General features: G+C 68.0%; 13 protein-coding genes. 11 read left to right on the top strand and 2 right to left on the bottom strand.

All coding sequences use genetic code 11. The annotated features are described in order from the left end of the window. The first annotated feature begins 20 nt into the window (after positions 1–20). The 5 genes from IT371_15965 (at position 21) to IT371_15985 (ending at position 6964) form a co-directional block, all read left to right on the top strand. Positions 21–1637, top strand: coding sequence for a phenylacetate--CoA ligase family protein (locus tag IT371_15965; protein MCC6749158.1), 1617 nt, complete (start codon positions 21–23; stop codon positions 1635–1637). A gap of 81 nt (positions 1638–1718) precedes the next feature. After that, entirely contained in the window at positions 1719–2933 is a 1215-nt protein-coding gene (locus IT371_15970) for a cysteine desulfurase (GenBank protein ID MCC6749159.1), read from the top strand. Positions 2934–3092: 159 nt separating this feature from the next. Beyond that, positions 3093–4508 (top strand): TldD/PmbA family protein, encoded by a 1416-nt coding sequence (locus IT371_15975; GenBank protein ID MCC6749160.1) that lies wholly within the window; start codon positions 3093–3095, stop codon positions 4506–4508. Then, a complete protein-coding gene (locus IT371_15980) occupies positions 4508–5848 on the top strand; it encodes a hypothetical protein (GenBank protein ID MCC6749161.1) in 1341 nt (446 codons plus the stop codon). Before IT371_15975 ends, IT371_15980 begins: the two co-directional genes overlap by 1 nt. 57 nt (positions 5849–5905) lie before the next feature. Further along, positions 5906–6964 carry an NAD(P)H-binding protein gene (locus IT371_15985; protein ID MCC6749162.1) on the top strand — a complete coding sequence of 353 codons (1059 nt, stop codon included), beginning with the start codon at positions 5906–5908 and terminating at the stop codon, positions 6962–6964. Here the strand turns inward: IT371_15985 and IT371_15990 are convergent. Beyond that, on the bottom strand, positions 6961–9021 hold the full coding sequence (locus IT371_15990) for a radical SAM protein (GenBank protein ID MCC6749163.1): 2061 nt from the start codon (positions 9019–9021) through the stop codon (positions 6961–6963). The genes IT371_15985 and IT371_15990 overlap by 4 nt on opposite strands. Before the next feature lie 404 nt (positions 9022–9425). On the opposite strand from IT371_15990, the gene IT371_15995 reads away from it, so the two are divergent. The 6 genes from IT371_15995 to IT371_16020 all read left to right on the top strand — a co-directional run bounded on the left by IT371_15995 (position 9426) and on the right by IT371_16020 (position 17836). After that, positions 9426–9932, top strand: coding sequence for a hypothetical protein (locus IT371_15995; protein ID MCC6749164.1), 507 nt, complete (start codon positions 9426–9428; stop codon positions 9930–9932). 169 nt (positions 9933–10101) lie between these two features. After that, on the top strand, positions 10102–10641 hold the full coding sequence (locus IT371_16000; protein MCC6749165.1) for a hypothetical protein: 540 nt from the start codon (positions 10102–10104) through the stop codon (positions 10639–10641). A gap of 385 nt (positions 10642–11026) precedes the next feature. Then, the gene (locus IT371_16005; protein MCC6749166.1) at positions 11027–11743 is read left to right on the top strand and encodes a hypothetical protein; all 717 of its coding nucleotides are present in this window, start codon (positions 11027–11029) and stop codon (positions 11741–11743) included. A 31-nt stretch (positions 11744–11774) separates the two neighbouring features. Continuing rightward, positions 11775–13937 carry a TonB-dependent receptor plug domain-containing protein gene (locus IT371_16010; GenBank protein MCC6749167.1) on the top strand — a complete coding sequence of 721 codons (2163 nt, stop codon included), beginning with the start codon at positions 11775–11777 and terminating at the stop codon, positions 13935–13937. Positions 13938–14051: 114 nt separating this feature from the next. Next, on the top strand, positions 14052–15038 hold the full coding sequence (locus tag IT371_16015) for an NAD(P)-binding protein (protein ID MCC6749168.1): 987 nt from the start codon (positions 14052–14054) through the stop codon (positions 15036–15038). 134 nt (positions 15039–15172) lie between these two features. Next, entirely contained in the window at positions 15173–17836 is a 2664-nt protein-coding gene (locus IT371_16020; protein ID MCC6749169.1) for an insulinase family protein, read from the top strand. Between the two features lie 48 nt (positions 17837–17884). On the opposite strand, the gene IT371_16025 is transcribed toward IT371_16020, so the two are convergent. Beyond that, positions 17885–19915, bottom strand: a complete 2031-nt coding sequence (locus IT371_16025; protein ID MCC6749170.1) for a radical SAM protein — start codon at positions 19913–19915, stop codon at positions 17885–17887. Positions 19916–19943 lie beyond the last annotated feature (28 nt).

Genomic DNA, 19943 nt, shown 5'->3' on the forward strand with positions numbered 1-19943 from the left:
CGCCGAGTACACTTTTTCACATGCATCGCAGCCAGAGTGGCGTTCTGAGGGCTGACCTGCGTCTGACCTGCGACGGAGACCCCGCGGACGAATCGTCGACCTGGGCGCTCTACGATCCCATCACGCTCCGCTCGTTCGAGGTCCCCTCGCTCCAGGCGCAGGTCCTGCGCGCGCTGGAAGAGGGACGCTCGCAGCGCGAGATCGCCGCGGAGCTGGCGGCGGACGACGACCCGGAGGCGGCCGAAGCGATGCTCGGCGAGTACCTCGCCTCTCTCGACGACCTAGCGTTGCTCCGCGGAGAACGGAGCGCCGACGAGATCCGCCGCCTGCAGCGAGAGGCCCGCCGCAGGGAGCTCAAGGAAGACCAGCGAGCGGCCCTCGGCTCCATGCTCGCGCGCGTAACCCGCGTCATCCCCTACTACCAGGACACGCTGGCGCCCCTCGGTCCCGAGGAGCAGGACCACGCGATCGATCGCCTGCCGATCCTCTCCAAGGACACCCTGCGAGCGGAGTTCCCCCGCTTCCTCCCGTCGGCCGAGGTCATCAGCGCGATGGGGAGCGACGCGGCGTGGGGCTCCACCTCGGGGACGACGGGCGACCGCCTCCAGGTGGTGTCGAGCAGCGCCTACAGCATCGACGCCTGGAACCGGATCTACAACTTCAACGCCCAGGTCGTGCGCTCGCTGCGGAAGGACCGGGAGCTGCGCGCGGCGCGGCTCACCTCTCCCATCTGCTCCGGGACCGAGTGCCACGTCGGGCGCTCGGTGCCCTACGAGGAGCGGGCGGACGACGGTGAGCTGCTCCTCGAGACGAGCATGAACATCCTGGGCGACCTGGATGACATGTTCGAGAACATGCTGAAGGAGCTGCACCAGTTCGAGCCCGACTACCTGATCGTGAATCCAAGCTATCTCGCCGCCTTCGCGCGCTACATCGTGCGCCACGGCGCGACGGTGCCGCGGATCAGCTTCGTGGTCACTACCTACGAACTGCTCAGTCGCGTCCACCGCAAGCTGATCCAGACCGCCCTTTCCTGCCCCGTCTGGGCGGGCTACGCCTCCTCCGAGAGCGGCCCCATCGCGATGGAGTGCGAGCACGGACGGATTCACGTGAGCGAGCGGGACACGCTGGCGGAGGTCAGGACGAACGGCCGCGCCGCGACGGCGGGGGAGACGGGGCGTCTGGTGCTCACCACCTTGAACAAGCCGCTCACGCCGCTGCTGCGCTACGACTCGCAAGACCTCGTGACCGTCGCCCCTCCCTGCGACTGCGGACGCTCCGAGACGGACGTGTTCGCGAGCCTCGAAGGTCGCCTGAAGGACGTGGTCTTCAGCGGTGCCGGTCTGCCCGTCACCCCGAATCAGGTGGACGAAGCCTTCTTTCGCGCCGAAACGAGCATTTGCTTCTATTCGCTGGTGCAGCGAGGGCCGCGCCTCTTCACGGCCAACGTGGTGGCGGAGGAGGGTTTCGACAAGCCCATGCGCGACCGCCTGACGGATTCCCTGCATTCGCTCCTGGGCAGCGACGTGCGGATCAACGTGGAGGCGCGGCACGAGCTGCGGCCCGAGGTTTCGGGGAAGTTCAGGCTCGCTTACCAGGAGAACCCGACCGGTTTGAGCGAGCTCTTCCTTCCCTGAGGCCCCGCGCCGAATAGACGGATAGGTCAGGCAACCCTTGGATAGATGCATATCGTCCGTTCCGACGGACGCGGAGAGTCCATGGCGCTAGACGTGCGCGAGCTGCGACAGGAGTTCCCGGCCCTCGACCGGATGGTGGGAGGCAACCCCATCACCTATCTCGACAGCGCCGCGACGACGCTCAAACCGCGAGCCGTCATCGACGCGGTTGTGGGATACATGTCCCGTTACAGCGGAAACATCCACCGCGGCAAGCACCTCTTCTCCGAGGAGGCGTCGGAGGCCTTCGAGGGGGCACGAGAGGCCGTGGCGCAGTTCGTCAACGCCCGCGTCGAGGAGGTCGTCTTCGTCCACGGCACGACGGAGGCCATCAATCTGGTGGCGGACGGGCTCTGCTTGGCGCGCGACGAGAACGTCGTCGGATCGATCCTCGAGCATCACTCCAACATCCTCCCCTGGCGCGCGCGTTGCGAGTACCGGGCTGCGCCGCTGACCGCGGCCGGGATTCCGGACGTCGCGGCTGCCGAGGCGCTCATCGACGCACGGACCCGCGCCCTGACCGTCACGCTCTGCTCGAACGTCACGGGCGTCGTGATCCCCATCGACGCCTGGGTCGCGCTGGCACGCCGACACGACCTGCCCATACTCGTCGACGCTGCGCAGGCCGCCCCCCACCGGCGCCTCGACCTCCGAGCTCTCGACTGCGACTTCCTGGTCTTCTCGGGGCACAAGATGCTCGGCCCCACCGGCGTCGGGGTGCTCTGCGGCAAGAAGGAACGGCTCGCCGCGCTCACGCCGCGCAACCTGGGGGGCGGCACGGTGTCCCTCGTGCGCAACGACATGTCCTACGAGCTCCGCGAGCTGCCGTGGCGCCTCGAGCCCGGCACCCCCGACATCGCGGCGGTGATCGGGCTCAAGGCGGCCGTGCGTTTTCTCGAGGACCTCGGTCGGGACGAGCTGGAAGAGCACGATGCGACCATGGCCGCCTGCCTCGCCACCCATCTCGGCGCCGTGCCCGACCTCGCGGTCTATGCGCCCGCGCGCGAGCTCCCGCGAGCCGGCATCGCCTCCATGTGGGATGCCTCGGGGACCATGGCCCCGGATTATCTGGCCCGGGTGCTCAGCGACACGTTCGGCATCATGGTTCGCGGCGGACACCACTGCGCCCACCCGCTGCACGACCTGATAAACCCCCGCGGCTCGGTGCGCGCCTCCACCTATCTCTATACGACGGAGGAAGAGGTGGAGCGCCTCGCCGGAGCCCTGCGCCGCGTGATCGGGTCGCGGCGCACCTGAGCGGTGCTGCGCCTGGACGACGACTTCCCACGGCACGACGACCTCCGCGCGCTCGACCGCGACTAGACAAGCCGGACGGCCGTTGCTAGATTGGCGCTTCATCCAGCCGGAGAGTCCCTGTTGGTGCACGTACTTGCGCAGCGTGCGATCGATGAAGCCATGCGGCAAGGCGCGACCTACGCCGAAGCCCGCGTCATCCGCCGCACGACCGAGGGGGTCGCGGTCCTGGACCGCGTCGTGCAGCCCGTGCGGTCGAACGCGGATCTCGGCTTCGGCGTGCGGGTGCTCGTCAACGGCGCCTGGGGTTTCGCCGCCAGTCAACTCGTCACGCCCGACGAGGTCGAGCGGGTAGCGCGTCTCGCCGTGAGCGGTGGACGCGTCGCTGCGGCCTTCCGCGAGCGGCCGGTGGAGTTCCGCCCGGCCAAGGCCTGCCGCGCGCAGTGGAAGACCCCGATCGAGATCGACCCGCTCAGCGTCTCGCAGAAGGAGAAGGTGGAGCTGCTGCTCTCCTATCAGGAGCTTGCCTTCCGGGAGCCCTGCGTGACCAACATGATGTTCGACGTCTACTCGGTGCGCGAGGAGCGGCACTTCGCGTCGAGCGAAAGCTGCTACGTCGACCAGGAGCTCTACTACGTCTGGCCGAGCTTCCTGCTCGTCTCCATCGACGAGGAGACGGGCGAGCCGATACAGCGGGCCTCGGATACCCACGCCGCCGCGAAGGGCTGGGAGCACGTGCAAGAGCTCGACATCCCCGGTCACATCGAGCACCTGACCGCGCAGCTGAAGGAGAAGCTCTCCGCCTCGCCGGTCGAGCCTCGGCGGAGGGCGCTGGTCCTCGACTCCTCGAACCTTCAGCTCACGCTGCACGAGACGATCGGCCACGCCGTCGAGCTCGACCTCGCTCTCGGTGGTGACGCGCAGAGCGCCAGCGCGACCTATTGCACGCTCGACCGCCTCGACACGCTGCGACTCGGGAGCAAGCTGGTCAACGTCACCGCGGACCGCTCGACCCCCGGCGCCCTCTCGACCTGCGGCTTCGACGACGAAGGCTACCCGACCGAGACCTTCAGCGTCGTACGCGAGGGGCTCTTCGTGGGCTACGCCACCTCCGCGAGCCACGCGCTCGAAGCGCGCGGACAACGGCCCCGCGGCTGCGCCTATGCGGCTACGTGGGCCGACGTCCCCATGCTGCGGGTGCCCAACCTCACCCTCGCCGCCGGACCCGACCCGGTGAGCGTCGAGGACCTCATCGCCGCCACCGACGACGGCATCTACCTCGCGGGTGCCGGCTCCTTCAGCATCGACGAGCAGCGCGGCAACGGGCAGTTCGGCGGCCAGGTGGCGTGGGAGATCAAGCGGGGGAAGCTCACGCGCATGCTGCGCGACGTAGGTTACCGCTGCAGCTCGCTCGAGTTCTGGAACAGCTGCACCGTGCTCGGTGGGCCGGCCACCTGGACCATGGGCGGCACGCTGATGTGCGGTAAGGGGGACCCCGCGCAGTACTGCCCCTCCGGGCACGGCGCCCCTGCCGCGCGTTTCGACAACATCGATGTGTTCAACACGCGAGCCGAGTGATGCTCCTCTCCGAGAACGAAGCCCAGGAAATCTGCCGCAAGCTCCTCGGCGCCGTGACGGGCGAAGACGCGCTCGTCTCCCTTACCGGCATGCGCACGAGCTCCACCGCGTTCGCGCGCAACGAGGTGCTGAGAACCGCCGCGCTCCACGACCTGGAGGTCTCGGTGACCGTGACCCTCGCCGGGCGACGCGGTCACGCCGTGACCAACCAGGCCGACGATGAGTCCCTGCGCCGGACGGTGGCCACGGCCGAACGAAACGCCTCCGTCGGACACGCGGAAGGGGAGGTGCCGCCGACCCTTGGCCCTCAGGACTATCGGCAGAGCCTCTCCTGGTTCGCCGACGCGGCCGAGGCCGGGCCGGACGCGCACGAGGAACACGTGCGACGCTCTATCGAACGCTGCCGCCACGAAGACCTTCTCGGCGCGGGAACGGTGGAGACGGGAGAAAGCCTCCACGCCGTCGCCACGCTACGCGGCCTCTTCGGGTACCAGCGACGTAGTCGCGCGCGCTTCTCGACGACCGTACGGACCAGAGCTGGAGACGCGGCCGGCGAGGAAGCCGCCTACGGCTTCTCGCTGGCCGACCTGGACAGTCGCAAGGTCGTCGAGGCCGCCGTCGAATGCTGTCGCCGCTCTCGCGGAGCCATGGCCGTCGAGCCCGGACTCTACACGGTCGTCTTCGCCCCCGTCGCGGCGGCCGACGTCTACGGCTGGATCTTCACGCAGCTCGATGGCTGGAGCACCGAGGTCGGAGAGACCTGTTTCTCGCAGCCGGGCGGAGAGCTTCCGCTCGGCAAGCAGCTGCTCAGCGAAAAGCTGTCGATCTGGACCGATCCGGAGGACCCCCACGCACCCGCCGCCGCGCTCGACGACGAGGGTCTCGCCGCGCGCCGCATCCACTGGGTCGAGAACGGCGTGCTGCGCATGCTCGCCTACGCTCCCCAGAAGGCGGTCGAGCGCGGCCTGGCCGTCGTGCCGGCGCCCACTAGCTTCATCCTGAGCAGCAGCGCGACCACCCTCGACGGCCTCGTCGCAGAGGTCGACCGAGGCATCCTCGTCTCGCGCACGCAGTACGTCCAGCCGACCGACGACGGGCATCGCTATGTGGTCGGCGGAGTGACGGGGATAGGGACCTTCCTCATCGAGCACGGCAAGGTGACGCGACCGCTCCTCAACCTGCGTTTCACGGAGGACGTCCAGCGCGGCCTCTCGGAGCTCGAAGCGCTCGGCTGCGCGGCTCGCACGTTGCCCGTAGCCATCGACGCGCAGGAGCTGTGCTACTTCCCCAGCCTGCGGATCCCGAGCTTTCGCGTCGAGGAGTGCCTCGCGGGGGTCTAAACGAGCGTCGCCTGAGCGGGGGACTTCGACCATCGGTCGCGCCGAGAGGACGTGAGCATGAAGATCGCGGTGATTGGGGGCACGGGGTGGCTCGGACCCTACGTCGTGCAAGAGCTCGTCGCCTCCGGGCACCAGGTCACCGTCTTCAATCGGGGGCTGAGTCAAGGCCAGCTCCCCGCCGCGGTGAGGCGGCTACAGGGCGATCGTCACGACGTGTCGCTCCTGACCGAGGCCTTCCGGGGCTGCGACGCGGTCGTCGACCCGCACCCGGCCAACGCGGAGGACACACGCGCCGCCGTGGAGGCCTGTCGGGCGGCCCGCGTCTCCCGGCTCGTCGCCGTGGTCTGCGCCGAATCCTACTTCGCCGCCATCGCCGAAGGACTCGAGGACCCCGAGCTGATCCCCGCCAGCGAGCTCGCCCCGACCCGGGAGCTCGGCACCGACAACCCGCACGACGGCCGCGACGAAGGGGGACGGGTGCACGCCCGACCGCTCGTCGAGGCCGAGCTGCGCGCCGCCGGGGCCTCGGCCGGCCTCGCGACGACGATCCTCAGGCTGCCGGTGCTCTACGGTCCGCACGACCCCGTGGCGCTCGACTATCGCTTCTTCATCCGACGGCTCCTCGACGGCCGCGGGCGCCTCCTGCTCGGCGGTGGAGCCTGCCTGCTCGGCCACCGGCTCTACATCGAAGATGCGGCGCACGGCGTGGCCCTCGCGGTGGCGAGCTCCGCCCCGGGCTCTCAGCTCTTCAACGTGGCCGAGGAGTGCGTCTACACCCTCGAGCAGCGCTTCCACGCCTACGGCCGCGTGCTGGGGGTCGAGACCGACGTCCTGAGGGTGCCGGACCTCGCGCTCCCCGAGCACCTGTCGCAGTTCTACACCCGAGGCCAGCACCACGTGCTCGACACGACGCGGGCCCGCACCCTCCTGGGCTATGTCGAGCGCCATAGCCCCGAGGAACGCCTGCGACGCACCGTAGAGTGGGTCCGGCAGCACCCACCCGCCTTCGACGCGGACTGGGAGGCCGAATACGCGCTGGAAGACGACGTGGCAGCGCAGCTCGCAGCGCCGCAGGAAGAGGAGTCCGCCGACGATGCCGAGGAAGAGACCCGCTAACGGGTTTCTCCTCGCAGGCAGACCCTTCCAGCCGGCGAGCGCACGTAGGCCAGATACCGTTCCCGCACCAGCATGCGCACGAGCTCGACCACGTCCTCCTCGGAGGCCTCGTAGCCCAGCGTGTCGCGGAGCAGCTGCGTCAGTTCCGGCACGTCCAGCTCGCGGCCACCCACCGCCCGCAGAACCTCGTAGGTATCTGCGGGAACCTCGTTCGGCTCGTAGGAAGTCGAGAGCGTGCCGAGGAGGTAATAGCTCTCGTCCTCGCTCCGCCGGCCATCGCGGGTGAAGCGCACCACGTCGGTCGCCAGGTGTGCAGCCGGCGAGAAACCGAAGCGGTAACCATCCAGGAGCGGCGGGGCCTCCTCGCCGAGGAGCACCGTCCCCAGCCCACCGTAGAGGCCCTTCAGCACGTAGCCGTAGATCATGTCGTCGAAGGCCTGCCGCACCTCGGTGGTCTCGGCGGCCGTCATCCCGCTATCGTCGTGATAGCGGTGAACGTACATCGTGTTGCGCCGCGGGCCGAAAGCGGTCGGATCGTCGTCCTCGGCCAGCCGCAGCCCGAACTTCGCCGGCTCGCGCGACATGGGCGTGTTGCGCACGACCTCGAACGGGGAGTACGAGACCCAGCCCACGCGATCCGCGTGCTTCGCGATGAAATCCACGACCTCCAGGTTCTCCGCCTTGGTCGACGTGGGGAGGTTCAGGATGAGCAGCATCCAGGCGGGGGTGAAGCCCGCCTCGCGCACGCGGTCGAAGAAACTCACGATCCCCGCCTGATCGTACCCCTTGTCGATGAGCTTGAGGACCCGATCGTTGGCGTGCTCCATGCCGATCATTGGCAGCTGATAGCCCGCCCGCGCCATGGCGCTCAGCGTCTCGACGTCCCAGCGGCGATCGATCTTGAAGAAGCTCGACCACTGGATCTGCATGTTCCGCTCGAGGACCCCTTTGGCGATCGCGAGAGCGGGCTTCGGCGGCAGGGAATCCGTCACGATATACATGCGGCGGAAGCCGAGCTCGTAGTAGTAGGCGATGTCGGCGAGGAGCTCGTCCTCGGCGCGCGGCGAGTAGAGCGCGTTCGTGCCGTTCTGGGTGCGTGAGTCGCAGAAGGTGCAACGCCCCCAGTAGCACCCGATCGCCTGCATCACCGGGATCCAGACCGTCGGGCGCACGGCCGGCGGGATGCCGAGGAGGTCCTTCTCCGGCAAGCGGTACGAGCCGAGGTGTCCCCGCGGTGGCGGCGGGTTGTACCGGGGGCGCACGAGGCCCTCCGCGGGAGTGCCGCGATACCAGACGTTCGGAAGCTCGGGCAGAGGCTCCCCGTCGCGAAGGGCGCGAACGATGGCCCCGAGGGCGTCCTCGCCGATGAAGTAGGTTACCGAGTGAAACCCGACGTCCTCGTGGAGAAGCTGCAGCGCCTCGTGGCGCTCCAGGTAGCTCACCATCTGGCCGCCAACGGTGATGTGGATGCTGGGATCGATTGCCGCTATTTCGTGCGCCAGGACGAGCACCGACAGGGCGTGGTGCGGGAAGGTGAACGAGAGACCGACGAGCCTCGGGCGGCGCCTCTCGATCATCTCCTTGACCATGGGCCGAATGAAATCGCGGTAGCGAACCACGTCGGGGCTGGCGAGCAGCTCGCGAATTCCCTCGACGGTGCGCATGCTCGCCGTCACCTCCATGTAGCGCGCGGAGGAGGCGAAGAAGAAGTCCTCGGCGAGCGGCGTGAGGATCGAGATGATCGGCACGTTCTCGCGGAAGAGGAGCTCGTCGCGGCTCCCCGCGCGCGTGACCTCCTCGTGGTTCTCGAGCACCAGCCGCATCCTGACGATCATCGAGAGCAGGCTGCGGTAGGTCGCGGCGTCCTCGGGCGAGAGCTCGGCTTGCTTCTCGAACGCGTCCCGTCGCGCCGTCATGGCTTCGTGAACGCCTTCCAGGAAGTCACGGTCGAGCATGCGCCCGAAAGCGGCCCGGGCGACGTCCCACACCTCCGCCGAAAACCCGTGGCCGATCAGGTCCGACGCAAGCCAATAGGGCGCGGGATAAGGACGTTTCACCGCATCCCAGGCGAATGGCGGCCAGATGATCAGCGCGTCCGACAACCGCTCGGCCCCCGCAGTCGCGGGCCGAACACCCGAAACGCCCTCGCGCGCATGGTTTTGCATGGCCCGGAGAATAGCTGATGCAGGTCAAGCCGGCAAGGCGGCCCCCCCCCAACAGCTCACGCCTCGAACGTGCAACACCGTCGCTGGCGCCGCGTTTGCGCACCGGAGCGGCGACGCTGCGCCGACATCATCGCACCCAGGCGCCTTCCGGCCACTAAGGTGCGATGTTTCCGTCGCTATTGCTTGCGAGAAAGCGTTTTCGTCTCCGCCAAAGAATTTGACTTCACTGATCGCGTTCGGTACCTTGACCGTATTACTGGCATCCAAAATTAATAACGCCACAAGGAGAGGTGAGCATGCGTTCGCGCCTTATGGGTCTCGCGTTGGGTTTGGTGGGTCTGACGGCCGTCGCTGGAGGATGCGGCGGTGGTACCACTATCAACCCCGTTCCTAACCTGCTCGGAACCTGGGATTGGGACTTCTCGGGAGTCATCGGCCCCGGCGCCCGGCAGCTGACCTACTACTCGGACGCGCCGAAGCTCTGGGCGGCCGCCGACATCAGCTTGGACCAGAAGGCGTGGTGCCGCATGTACCTCGGCTGGTCGGTGGTGAACCCGGAGAGCGACACGAAGTTCACCTGGTCGTATACCGTTAACGCGGACGCCTGCGGTGAGAAGAAGGGCGCGACCGGCACGGTGAAGATGGACATGAACACCACCGTCTCGCCGGTCACGATGAATGCCGTCAAGGCGGGGATGGAGAACCTGCCGCCGCTCAAGGTCGTGAAGTGCGGCACCGACCCGCTCGTCGAGACCGTGTGTGGCAAGTCCCCCGGGCTCGGCAAGCCGGCCGCCCCGCAGTAAGCCGTAGCGCACTCCCCAACTTTCAGCGATGCCTCCGACGTCACACCGGCCACACGGGCCTCTCACCCTGCTACTGCTCGGCGCGCACCTGACGCTCGCCGCAGCAGGGTGCGAGGGCCCGGAGATCCCCCCCGCACCCTGCGTCGGCGAGAGCTGCCCGAATGCCGGGATGGATCTCAAGGTCTTCTTCGACGACGAAGCGCTCGACCCCGCTGCACGGCAGCGCCTCGCCGACTCGGAATACATCGGCACCCTCTACCTGCGGGTCTTCAATCGCTGGCCCCCGTATTCGCTGGCGCTGGCCACCTCTCTCGCGGAGTTCTATCCCACGATTGGACCGCTGTCGCTGCGCGGCGGCCAAACGCTGACCTTTCCCCGACGGCTCAACGTCGGCACGCACTGGATCGCCGCGGTCTGGTGGCCGCAGTCTCGGCCCAAGGGGTTCGTTCCGCTCCGCTCCGGCGACCTGATCAACACCGGGACCTGCGAGCCGCCGCCCTATCTGGTAGGCGGACCGGCCGAGGAGGCGCTGCACGACGAGTACTACCGCTGTGCGCTCCCCTACGGCAAGCGGGGGGTCCCACGCGTCGTCGTGAAGGAGTCGGACGTGGGCACCACGCTGAAGAACGTGGTCGTGCGGATCAACGCCGAGTACGATCCGCGCTTTGAGGAAGCCACCCCCACGCCCTCCTCGTCCTCGGACCAATGACGCGTTCAGCGCCCCCTCCCGGCGACGGCGCCCCACAGCAGCGCGTCTCGGCAGGCCACCACGCGAGAGAGCTGCGCGAAGCGCCTGCGGCCGGGGTTGCGCTCCCGACCTTCACCCCCCCGCGGAGCGGTCGCAGCCGCTAAGCCCTTGCCGGTGACTCGTGCGAAGCCATCCCCCCGTGCGGGACGCATCCAACGCCTCCAGAGGGCCGCAGACAACGACGACCCACGCCGCCTTCGAGGGGACGACGACGGCCTTACGGCTCTTTGTCGCGACGATGCGCGTCGCAGCCCTCGCAGGCCCCCTCGTGCTCCTGCTCTGCGCGCAGCTTCGTCCAGCGCAGGCAGCGGGGCCTCGGGCGAAGGCCTCGCCACCGCTTCTCGCCATGCGAGGTCCAGCATCGCAGCCGGGCTCGCCGGCTGCCGCAGCTCAGCCTCCCGCGGCGCCGAAGCCGGTCGTCCTCCCGCGCCCGACGGTGTGGGACCGCTTCAGCGGCCTGTACTTCAATCCCAACTACGCCATCACGCACCGCCTCGACTACTCGAAGGACAGCGGATGGAAAAAGTTCGGGAGATTTTCCTGGAACGTCGGCTTGGTTATAATGGGCATCGTCGCCTCCACCGTCTGGCATGAGCTGGGACACTTCATCATGTCGAAGTCCCTCGGGGTAAGTTTCAAGTGGCCTGCCAGCGGGTGGGACGGCATCTTCATCCCGCTCTGGCACATTCCCGACGACACCCCCCGCGACAAGCGCATCGCCATCAGCCTCACCGGTTTCATCTTCGACGCCGTCGCCACCGAAGTTCTGCTCTGGGTGCCCCAGATTCCCAAGGACAACCTGTTCGTCGTCGGCTTCCTGCTGCATTCGATCCTCAACAATCTCCTCTACCCCCTCGTCGACGTGATTCGAGGCGGCTACGGGGACGTTCAGTCGTTGCGGACCGCAGGCATGCCGGTGGTACAGCTCCACGTGCCGCTCGTGCTGCACAGCCTCCTGGCGCTCAGTCGCCTTCTCTTCCTACACACGAAGTTCGCCGCACGCTTCAACCCCTGGGCCGCTCCGAAGTCGGCCGGGGCGAACGTGATCTTATTCAACTGGTAGCTGTAACGAACGTCTGCCGCGGAGCGAGACCATGAAGATAGCCGCCAGGTGGGGGACCGTAGCTCTGCTGATCTCTAGCCATGTCGTGGCCTCCACCGCCTGGGCCGAACCCGTCTCCAAGGAAAAGGAAAAGAAGGCCGACGACACCGCTTCTCTCGTGTTCTCCGCGTCGAAGCTGCCGAAGACGCTCGAAGAGGCGCCGGCGATCATCACGGTCTACGACCACCAGTACCTCTCGAGCTTCGGCTTTCTCACGCTCAACGACCTCCTCAGCACGACCCCTGGCTTCGACGCGCGCCCGGCGAGTTGGTTCGACACCCCGGCCACCCGCGGTCTCACGCACACGGCGCTCCTCCTGCTCGACGGCACGCCGCTCAACTCGCACCTCTCGAACTACTTCCCCGCCGGGCTGGGGCTCGACCTGTCGAACTACCAGCGCATCGAGGTGATCAGCGGCCCGGGCGGCGTGCTCTGGGGATCCCACTCGCTTCTCGGCGTCGTGAACCTGATCAGCCGCAACGGCGCCGACATCAACGGGGTACACGGCCGCGTCGAGTTCGGCTCCTTCGGCTACCAGCGCTATGGCCTAAAGGCCGGCAAGCGGTGGGGAGATCTGGACGCCTATCTCGGGGTCAGCTTCGTCACCGAACGAGGCGCGAACGTCGAGCTGAGCGGCACGACCGCCCGCAGCTTCGCCCACGGAGGCAAGTACCAGGCGGGCACGGACGGCACCACGACGAACAAGTCGGACTACTTCTTCGAGGCCATCGGCAAGGTGAAGTACAAGGACTTCACCCTCTTCGGCCGGATCCCCTACTCGCGGAACTACTTTCAGGCGAGCGAGGAGGGGGGCATCCTCGCCTACCGGGATAACGGCTACCGCCAGAGCGACGACTGGGCGGCCTACCTGATGTACTCCAGCCGGTTCCTGAACGGAGACCTCGGCGTTCTGGCCAAGGGCTACTTCTATCGCAACGTGCTGGCCTTCGATAACCGCCTATGGTCCGCGGGGTCGCCCTACTATCGCGGAGGGTACGGCACCTTCGTTGACGGCGGCACGGCGCTCAAGCTCGGCGGCCTGGCCGAGGTCAACTGGACCTTCTCCCTGCGCAAGATCGTCACGAACACCCTGACCGGGGGTATCGACGCCTTTCGCGAGAGCGTCTCGGGCGCCAGCATTTCCCTGGCCGATGCGAACGGCTACTACGGCACCTTGCAGCCCTTCATCACCGACGCGGCCGCCTTCGTGCTGTCGCCCTACGTCTCCGACGAGGTCCGGCTGCTCGACCGCATCGCCATCTCCGGGGGCCTGCGCTACAACTACTCCGACAGCTACGCCCCCGTCGCGCTGCTTTCCGGCAGCGTCGTCGCGCGTCTGTTCGGGCAGAACTACGCGAAGGTCAACGTCGGCACCGGCCTGCGACCGCCCACGATGAGCGACCGCTTCGGGCGCCAACCCCTCTCCGCGCCGCTCGGACAGTACCAGCGGCCCGACGACGGCGCGGCACCGATGCGACCGTCTACCAGCACGGCCTACCAGTTCGAGATCAACTCCCAGATCCTGCGCGACGTGGGCCCCTTCCGCCGCTTCTTCGTGCGCGGCGACTTCGCAATCACCTCGGTGGAGAGCATCTTCGCGCAGCTGCCGAACCTCTTCGATCCCGAGACCCGCTACGCGCTACCCAAGATCAAGCGCGACATCTTGTCGGCGGAGGCGCGCCTGGATGCCACGTTTCGCGGCGACCACGCGGCCTGGGTCTCCTATGCGTATAACCAGGTACGCCTAAAGGACGTGGAGATCGAGGGAGGCCTGGCGCAGGTGGGACCCCAGCACTCCGTTTCGGCCGGCGGAATGCTGCGCCTCTGGCGCTGGCTGCGCGTGATGACCCGCGCCACGGTGCTGAACGGCATCCGGCGCTCCGTGCTCGCTCTCGACGCCACGGAGACGGCGCGCGGCGGGACGCTGGTACAATCCGACGCGCCGACCGTGTTCCTGCTCTCGGCCGGCTTCACCATCGACAACCTGTACCGCGACCTCTACGTCTCCTTCGTCGGCCACAACCTGGCCAACCAGAAGTACAGCAACTACGCCTTCACCAACCTGTTCGCGGGCGGCGTCGACGACGGCCAGGCGCTCAACTACACGCAACCGGGCATCAGCTTCGTCTTCTCGGCCGGCATGTCTGTCTGGTAGTCGCCGCACCTGGGCTGGGGCTTGAGCGGGACGGTCTTCACTACGGCAAGATGGTGAGGCACAGCTCCGGTTGCACGTGAGCTCGCGACCGGACGGGGTGAGGTGGCAGAGCCAATGGAGCACTACGACGTCGTTGTCATCGGGGGAGGCCCCGCCGGGCTGGCCGCGGCAGCGCGAATCGTCTTTGCTGAGATTCCCGACCACGAGCCTTTCAGCGTGCTGGTTCTCGAGGCGAGCGACGCTCTCGGAGGCGGGTCTCGCTGGAAGCCTCTCTTCATGGGTTCCTCCAAATACTTCTTCACGAAACGCGAGTTAGGACTCCTAATCAAATCCTGCGAGGAGGAGGGAGCCGTCGTCAAGCGGGGAGAGGAAGTCCTGGGCTTTGAGGTACGAGACCCGGATACCTTCTACATCAAGACGTCGCGCTCCGAGTACACCTGCACGGCCGTGGTGTTTGCCTGCGGCTTTCGGCGCTCCCATGCGCAAGAGAGCGAGCTCCACTGGCAAGACCGTGCCCTCTGGTGGGTGCTCGGCGACGGGGCGCTCATTGACAGGTTGCAGCAGCTCCAGGAGGAGCGGCAGGAGGAGGGTGTCGCGATCATCGGTTCGCGGCACGTCGCCCGCCTATGCGCGTCGTGGACGGTGCCGCCGCGTGACGTAAATGTGACCTTCATCGCCGAGCCCCCTGGGGCGGACCCACCAAACCCCTGGGTCCTCGATGCAAGCGTCGTGGACATCAAGGATGTCGACGAACGTATCGTGCTAAAGCTGCGCGATAGCCGCACGGGGAAGGTAGAAGAGATGGCCGTGGGCTCGTTGCTGGTGGATTTCGAATCCTACGAGCGGCAAGGCACCGCAATGCTCTTCGCTGCGGCTCAGCCCTTCGTCGGGCGCGAGGGGTTCATCGAGATCAATCGGCGAACAACGACCTCCGTGCCGGGCGTGTTCGCCGCTGGCGATGTTACGGGGGAACCCTTCTCGATAGCCAAGGCGCTCCACGAGGGTGCCACCGCCGGCTTCGCAGCCTACAGCTATCTCTATGGCAAGAGGCACGGGAGAAAACCCACCCTGTTTCCCTATTATCCAGAATGGACGCACTGAACAAGGGCACCTTGGCCGCGATCCATGTTTGACCACGAATCAACAGCGTCGCGACCGTCACGGAGGTTGCCTTGAAAGACTTGATTCCGGGCACCGGCGGGGCTGCCGCCCACCGCCGGATCCTTCCCAACGGAATGACGTCCTTGCACACCGAGGACGCCTCGACGCCTACCGGAGGGTTCCAGCTCTGGATTCGCGCCGGCTGCGTTGACGACCCCGAAGGCGCTTCGGGGACCGCGCACGCGCTCGAGCACCTCGTCTTCTATTCGGGGGAGGGGCGAAACGACCCCGCACTGGAGGTCGAGCGCTGGGGGGGCTGGAGCAACGGCGACACGGACTACGACTGGACGCGTTACGAGCTCTTCGTCGACTCGGCGCGGCTGCTCTTGGCCGCGAGCACCTTCTGTCGCCGCATCGCGCGACCCGGCTTCCGCGAAGAGGTGCTGGTCGGCGAGAAGAAGGTCATCCAGGAAGAGATCCGCATGTACAGCGCCACCATCCCCCACGTGGAGGCGTTCGATAAGGCGTACGCGCTGGTCTTCCGGCGCCTCGGCTACCGCAACTCGGGGCTCGGAAGTCCCGCCTCGGTGCGAGCGCTGACGCTGGACGGGCTGCGCAGCTATCACCGACGGCACTACGTGCCCGGCAACATGGTGGCCGTCAGCGTGGGGGCCTTTCCCCAGGAGGCGCTCGAGAAAGCGCTGCTCGCGGCCTTCCCGGGAGCCCGACGACGCGCGCCCGCCCCGCTCGAGGTGCCGAACGAGCCGCCTCAACGTGGGGTGCGAGTGGACCTGCTGCGCTCCTGGGCCACGGAACCGCGCCTGACGCTCGCGTTTCGCACGGCCCCGTTTCTCCACCCGGACGCGCCCGGCCTCGAGCTCCTGCTCCGCCTGCTTTCGAAGGGGAGCGCCCCGCTCGTGGGGCAGGCGGTCGTCGAGGCCACCGGGGCCGCACCCTCGCTGACCGGCGAGCACGAGCTCTTTCGACTGAGCGGAGCGATGCGGGTGCTGGTCGAGGCCGGTGGCACCAAGAAGGAGGTCCCCGCCCTCGTCGCCGCGGCCTTGAAAGGAGTCGCGCGGGCCCAGCAGCGTCTTGCGCCCCACGCGCTCGACGATCTGAAACGCGCGCTGCTCATCGAGGGCCTCCTCGACCGCGAGACGGTGGCGCGTCGGACCTACTGGCAGGGCTTCTTCGAAACCATCGCAGGGGACCATCGCCTCGAGCGCTCCTTCTTCGAGGCCATCGTCCGCATCACGCCCGCCGAGCTCCAGGAGCTCGCCCGACGCTACCTGCGCCCCGATCGCCTGACGCTCGTGCTCCAGCTGCCGCGCGGCTGGGTCGGCTCGGCGACGGAGAAGCAGAAGTGGCTCGAGACGCTCCGTCGCGCAGCCGCTCTCCCTGCCGCGACCGACGGCACCGCGCCGGTGCTCCCCCCCTGGGCCACGCCGCTGCCTCCCGAACGCGCTCCGCGAGCGCGCGCTCGAGGGTCGCGCCGACCGGCGTCAGCGGGGCTGAGGTGGAAGGAGGTGAGCCTCCCTTGCGGCGCGCGCCTGGTCACCATGCGACGCACGGCCACGCCCACGGTCGCCCTCGCGGCCAGCTTCCCGGGCGGCCTGCGCTTCGAACGCCGCGGGATGGAAGGGGCCAGCGAACTCCTCGCCGACACCCTGACCGCCGGCGCACGCGGCGTCACCCCGAGGGAGCTCCGCCGGCGCGTCCAGGCCACGGGGTCGGAGATCGCCACCGCCTCCGGCGGCAACACGCTCTCGCTGCAAGGCGTATTCGCGGGGAGCCATTGGCGCGACGGTCTCGGCGCGCTCCTCGACTGCGCGCTCGAGCCCACCTTCCCCGCTCCCACGGTGGCTCGAGCCCGGCTCGCCACCCTGCAGGCGCTCGAGTACCTCGACGACAACATCCTCGGCCTCACGGCCACGCTCTTCAGCCACCGCTTTTATCGCGTCCACCCGTACGGATACGACCCCCTCGGCACCAAGGAGAGTCTCTCGCGCCTCACCCGCGCCCACCTCGCTCGCCTCCACGCCGAGCTCTATCCGCCCTCGCGCCTCAACCTGGCCGTGGTCGGAAACATCGACCCTGGAGAGGTCGAAGAGGTGGTCGCCGCCCGCCTACGGAAAATGAAGCGCAAGGCCACTCCCATGCCCCTGGTCCCGCAGGAGGAGCCGCGGACGGCCTTCGCGTGGACCTTCGACCCCATCGCGACCGACGTGGTGCGTTTCTTCTGGGGCTTCGCCGCTCCCCCCTCGACGGACCCGCACTGGCCGAGCCTTTTGCTCATGGAGAAGGTGCTCGGCTACCAGTCCGGGCGCCTCTTCACCGAGATCCGCGAGCGCCGCGGCCTGGACTACTCGCCTAACATCTTCCTCTCGCAGGCCATCGACCCGGCGCATCTGGCGGTCTCCATCTCGTGCGTTCCCGCTCGCTCGCTCGAAGCCATCCAGGCCCTGACCGCCGTGCTCCGCTCGGCGTTCGAAGAGCCTGCGACGAAGGACGAGCTCGCCGTGGCCAAGGCCTTCGTCCTGGCCGCAGACACCGCGCAAGGCTACGAGACGAACGAGGCCATCGCCCGCTTCCTCGCCATCAACCTGAGCTGCGGTCGCACCGCCGCTTGGATGGCGTCCCTTCCGGCGCGCATCGAGGCGCTCACCTCCGACGGGGTCCAGGGTCAGGCGCGACGCATCTTCGACGCGCGCCGCTCCCTGCTCGTCATCGTGGGTCCGGAAGAGGTCCGGTCGCAGGCCGCGGAGCTGGCCGCCGTGGCGGCGACGCTCGTTCCCTGACGCAAGCTCCCCGACGAGCGCTCCCCGACGAGCGCTCACGCGCACAACCTACTCGTCGCAGAAGAAGGGCCGGTACTCCGGCCGCAGGACCACGTTCTTCTCGTAGAGCAGGTACTCCAGGTAGAAGCTCCCCACGCCCCCGGGGCCACCGCCAACCCTCCGCGCCACGTCGTCACGCAGCTCCTCCACCGTGGCGTAGCGCAGGTAGAGCGCCTGGCAGACCTCCCACGGCGACGGCGCGCTCTCCTCGTCGGTCGGTAGCCCGAGATGCTCCTGCACGGCGTGCACCTCTTCCGGGTGAGTCGCAAAGATCACATAGAGGACGACCGAGGCCACGACGTCCACCAGCTGGCGCTGCTCGGCCGGAGGCGTGAAGAGGAGCTCGAGCTCATCCTCCGGCTCCCCGCGCCGAAGCGGCGCGACGAGTCGCTTGAGCATGCGTCCGGCCTCCGACTCCTCGTCCTCGAAGAAGTCAGCGAGCCCGTACGCCTCGCTCCGCGCGAGAACCGTCTCGAGCAGCGCGCGGACGGCCGGGCGCGAGCTGTGCGCCCCGAGAAACGCGCTCCAGTCCCTCTTCGCCTCGTGACCCGAGGAGAGGAAGGTCTCCGCCGCCCAATCGAAGAACTGCACCAGCTCCGGCCAGCCGCCGAGGCGCTGCACGAGTTCCCTGGGCTGAGCGTAGACCGGCCAGGCCAGCGCGTCCGGGTCGCTCTCGTCGAACGCGAACGTCGCGGCCTTCGTCGGGTCTGTCTCGTCTTCTCGGAAGAGGAGGAGCTCGGAGTCGGCAGGCGCGCAGTTGAGCTTCCCGCCGAGGCGGAAGACCCGCGTGGCCTTCACGACCGCCGCCGCGGGAGCGACCGCGCCGAGGCCCGTCGCGTCAAAGGTGGCGAGCGCTGTCCGCACGTGCGCGGCCGTGGTGAAGGGGGCCCCGAGGAAGTAGAAGATCTTGGCCGAGGCGAGCGCGGGATCGTTTGCCGGTCCGAGCAGGCCCACCTCGTGCACGTCCTTCAGGAACTGCACCACGCGGCGCGCGTCGTAGGGGGCACGCATCTGGCGGAGGTGGTCGTCGCTCAGCGAGTCGATCATGAACATGTCGAGGTGATAGCCCGCCCGCTTGAGGAGCTCGACGGTCTCTCGCTCGAGGGTGGGCAGCAGGTAGCCGGTCCACCACAGCGGCTGCTGCGGCCGACGCGCGTTGAGCTCGATGAAGAGCTCCGCCAGCCGATAAAGGAGCGGTGCCCCCGCGAGGTTATTGAGCTCGGAGGCGACCATGTAGAAGGAGGTCACTCCCCGCGCAGCGAGATACTCAAGGTCGCCACGCACGGCCTCGAGGTCACGCTCGCGCACGGCGCGGCCCTCGACCTCGGGCTCGAGGCAGTAGTAGCAGGAAAAGGGACACCCTCGGCTTACCTCGATCGCCGCCGAATAGCCGTATTGCGCGCTCGGGCCGCCGTAGAAGGCTAGGAGCTCGTTCGTCACCTCGTCGTCGTATTCACGCTCGGCCAATGGAGCGAAGAACCGGCGCGGACTCATGACGTAGCGGTCACCGTCGCGATAGACGAGATTCGCGACGCTCGCCAGGTCGCGCCGCGCCAGAACATCGTCGAAACGCGCGAAGAACTCGTTGGGCTCGCCGCAAACCCCGAAGTCCGGCTCGAGGAGCCGGCAGCAGGCGAGCGGGGAGGCGCTGAAGCCGATGCCCCCCACGACCACGGGCGCCGCCGTCTGTCGCCGGAGGATGGCCATCAGACGGCGCAGGGGCACGAGCGGCAGGTAGCGCGGCTCGTCGGGCGGCGTGAGAAAGCTCGTGCTCGTCGCACCTCCAAGATACTCCTCGATCGCCAGCACGTCCGAGTTGCGGTGGTGGATCCCGACCATCCGCGGTGCGCGAGCGAGCAGACCTGCGATGACCAGCTCCCACTGCGACGGCGGCACCCCGAGCAGGTCGCAGCGTTCGACAGTCAGGCCGTGCTGGCGGGCGAGGGCCGAGGTCTGGACGAAGCCTCCGTAGGCGTAGACGGCCGTCTGCGCGAGGTTCGTCGCGTTGAGCAGGAGCAGGTCCACGGGCCGCTGGCTCACGAAGGCCCTCCTCTCGTCTCGCACCACG

It is taken from the genome of Deltaproteobacteria bacterium (genome assembly GCA_020848905.1).
In the GTDB taxonomy this organism is placed as follows: Bacteria; Myxococcota_A; Polyangia.

Coding starts and splice junctions, on each gene's coding strand:
- IT371_15995 (MCC6749164.1), top strand. CDS start 9,426: ATGCGTTCGCGCCTTATGGGTCTCGCGTTGGGTTTGGTGGGTCTGACG.
- IT371_16000 (MCC6749165.1), top strand. CDS start 10,102: ATGGATCTCAAGGTCTTCTTCGACGACGAAGCGCTCGACCCCGCTGCA.
- IT371_15985 (MCC6749162.1), top strand. CDS start 5,906: ATGAAGATCGCGGTGATTGGGGGCACGGGGTGGCTCGGACCCTACGTC.
- IT371_16015 (MCC6749168.1), top strand. CDS start 14,052: ATGGAGCACTACGACGTCGTTGTCATCGGGGGAGGCCCCGCCGGGCTG.
- IT371_16020 (MCC6749169.1), top strand. CDS start 15,173: ATGACGTCCTTGCACACCGAGGACGCCTCGACGCCTACCGGAGGGTTC.
- IT371_15975 (MCC6749160.1), top strand. CDS start 3,093: ATGCGGCAAGGCGCGACCTACGCCGAAGCCCGCGTCATCCGCCGCACG.
- IT371_15965 (MCC6749158.1), top strand. CDS start 21: ATGCATCGCAGCCAGAGTGGCGTTCTGAGGGCTGACCTGCGTCTGACC.
- IT371_15980 (MCC6749161.1), top strand. CDS start 4,508: ATGCTCCTCTCCGAGAACGAAGCCCAGGAAATCTGCCGCAAGCTCCTC.
- IT371_16010 (MCC6749167.1), top strand. CDS start 11,775: ATGAAGATAGCCGCCAGGTGGGGGACCGTAGCTCTGCTGATCTCTAGC.
- IT371_15970 (MCC6749159.1), top strand. CDS start 1,719: ATGGCGCTAGACGTGCGCGAGCTGCGACAGGAGTTCCCGGCCCTCGAC.
- IT371_16005 (MCC6749166.1), top strand. CDS start 11,027: ATGCGAGGTCCAGCATCGCAGCCGGGCTCGCCGGCTGCCGCAGCTCAG.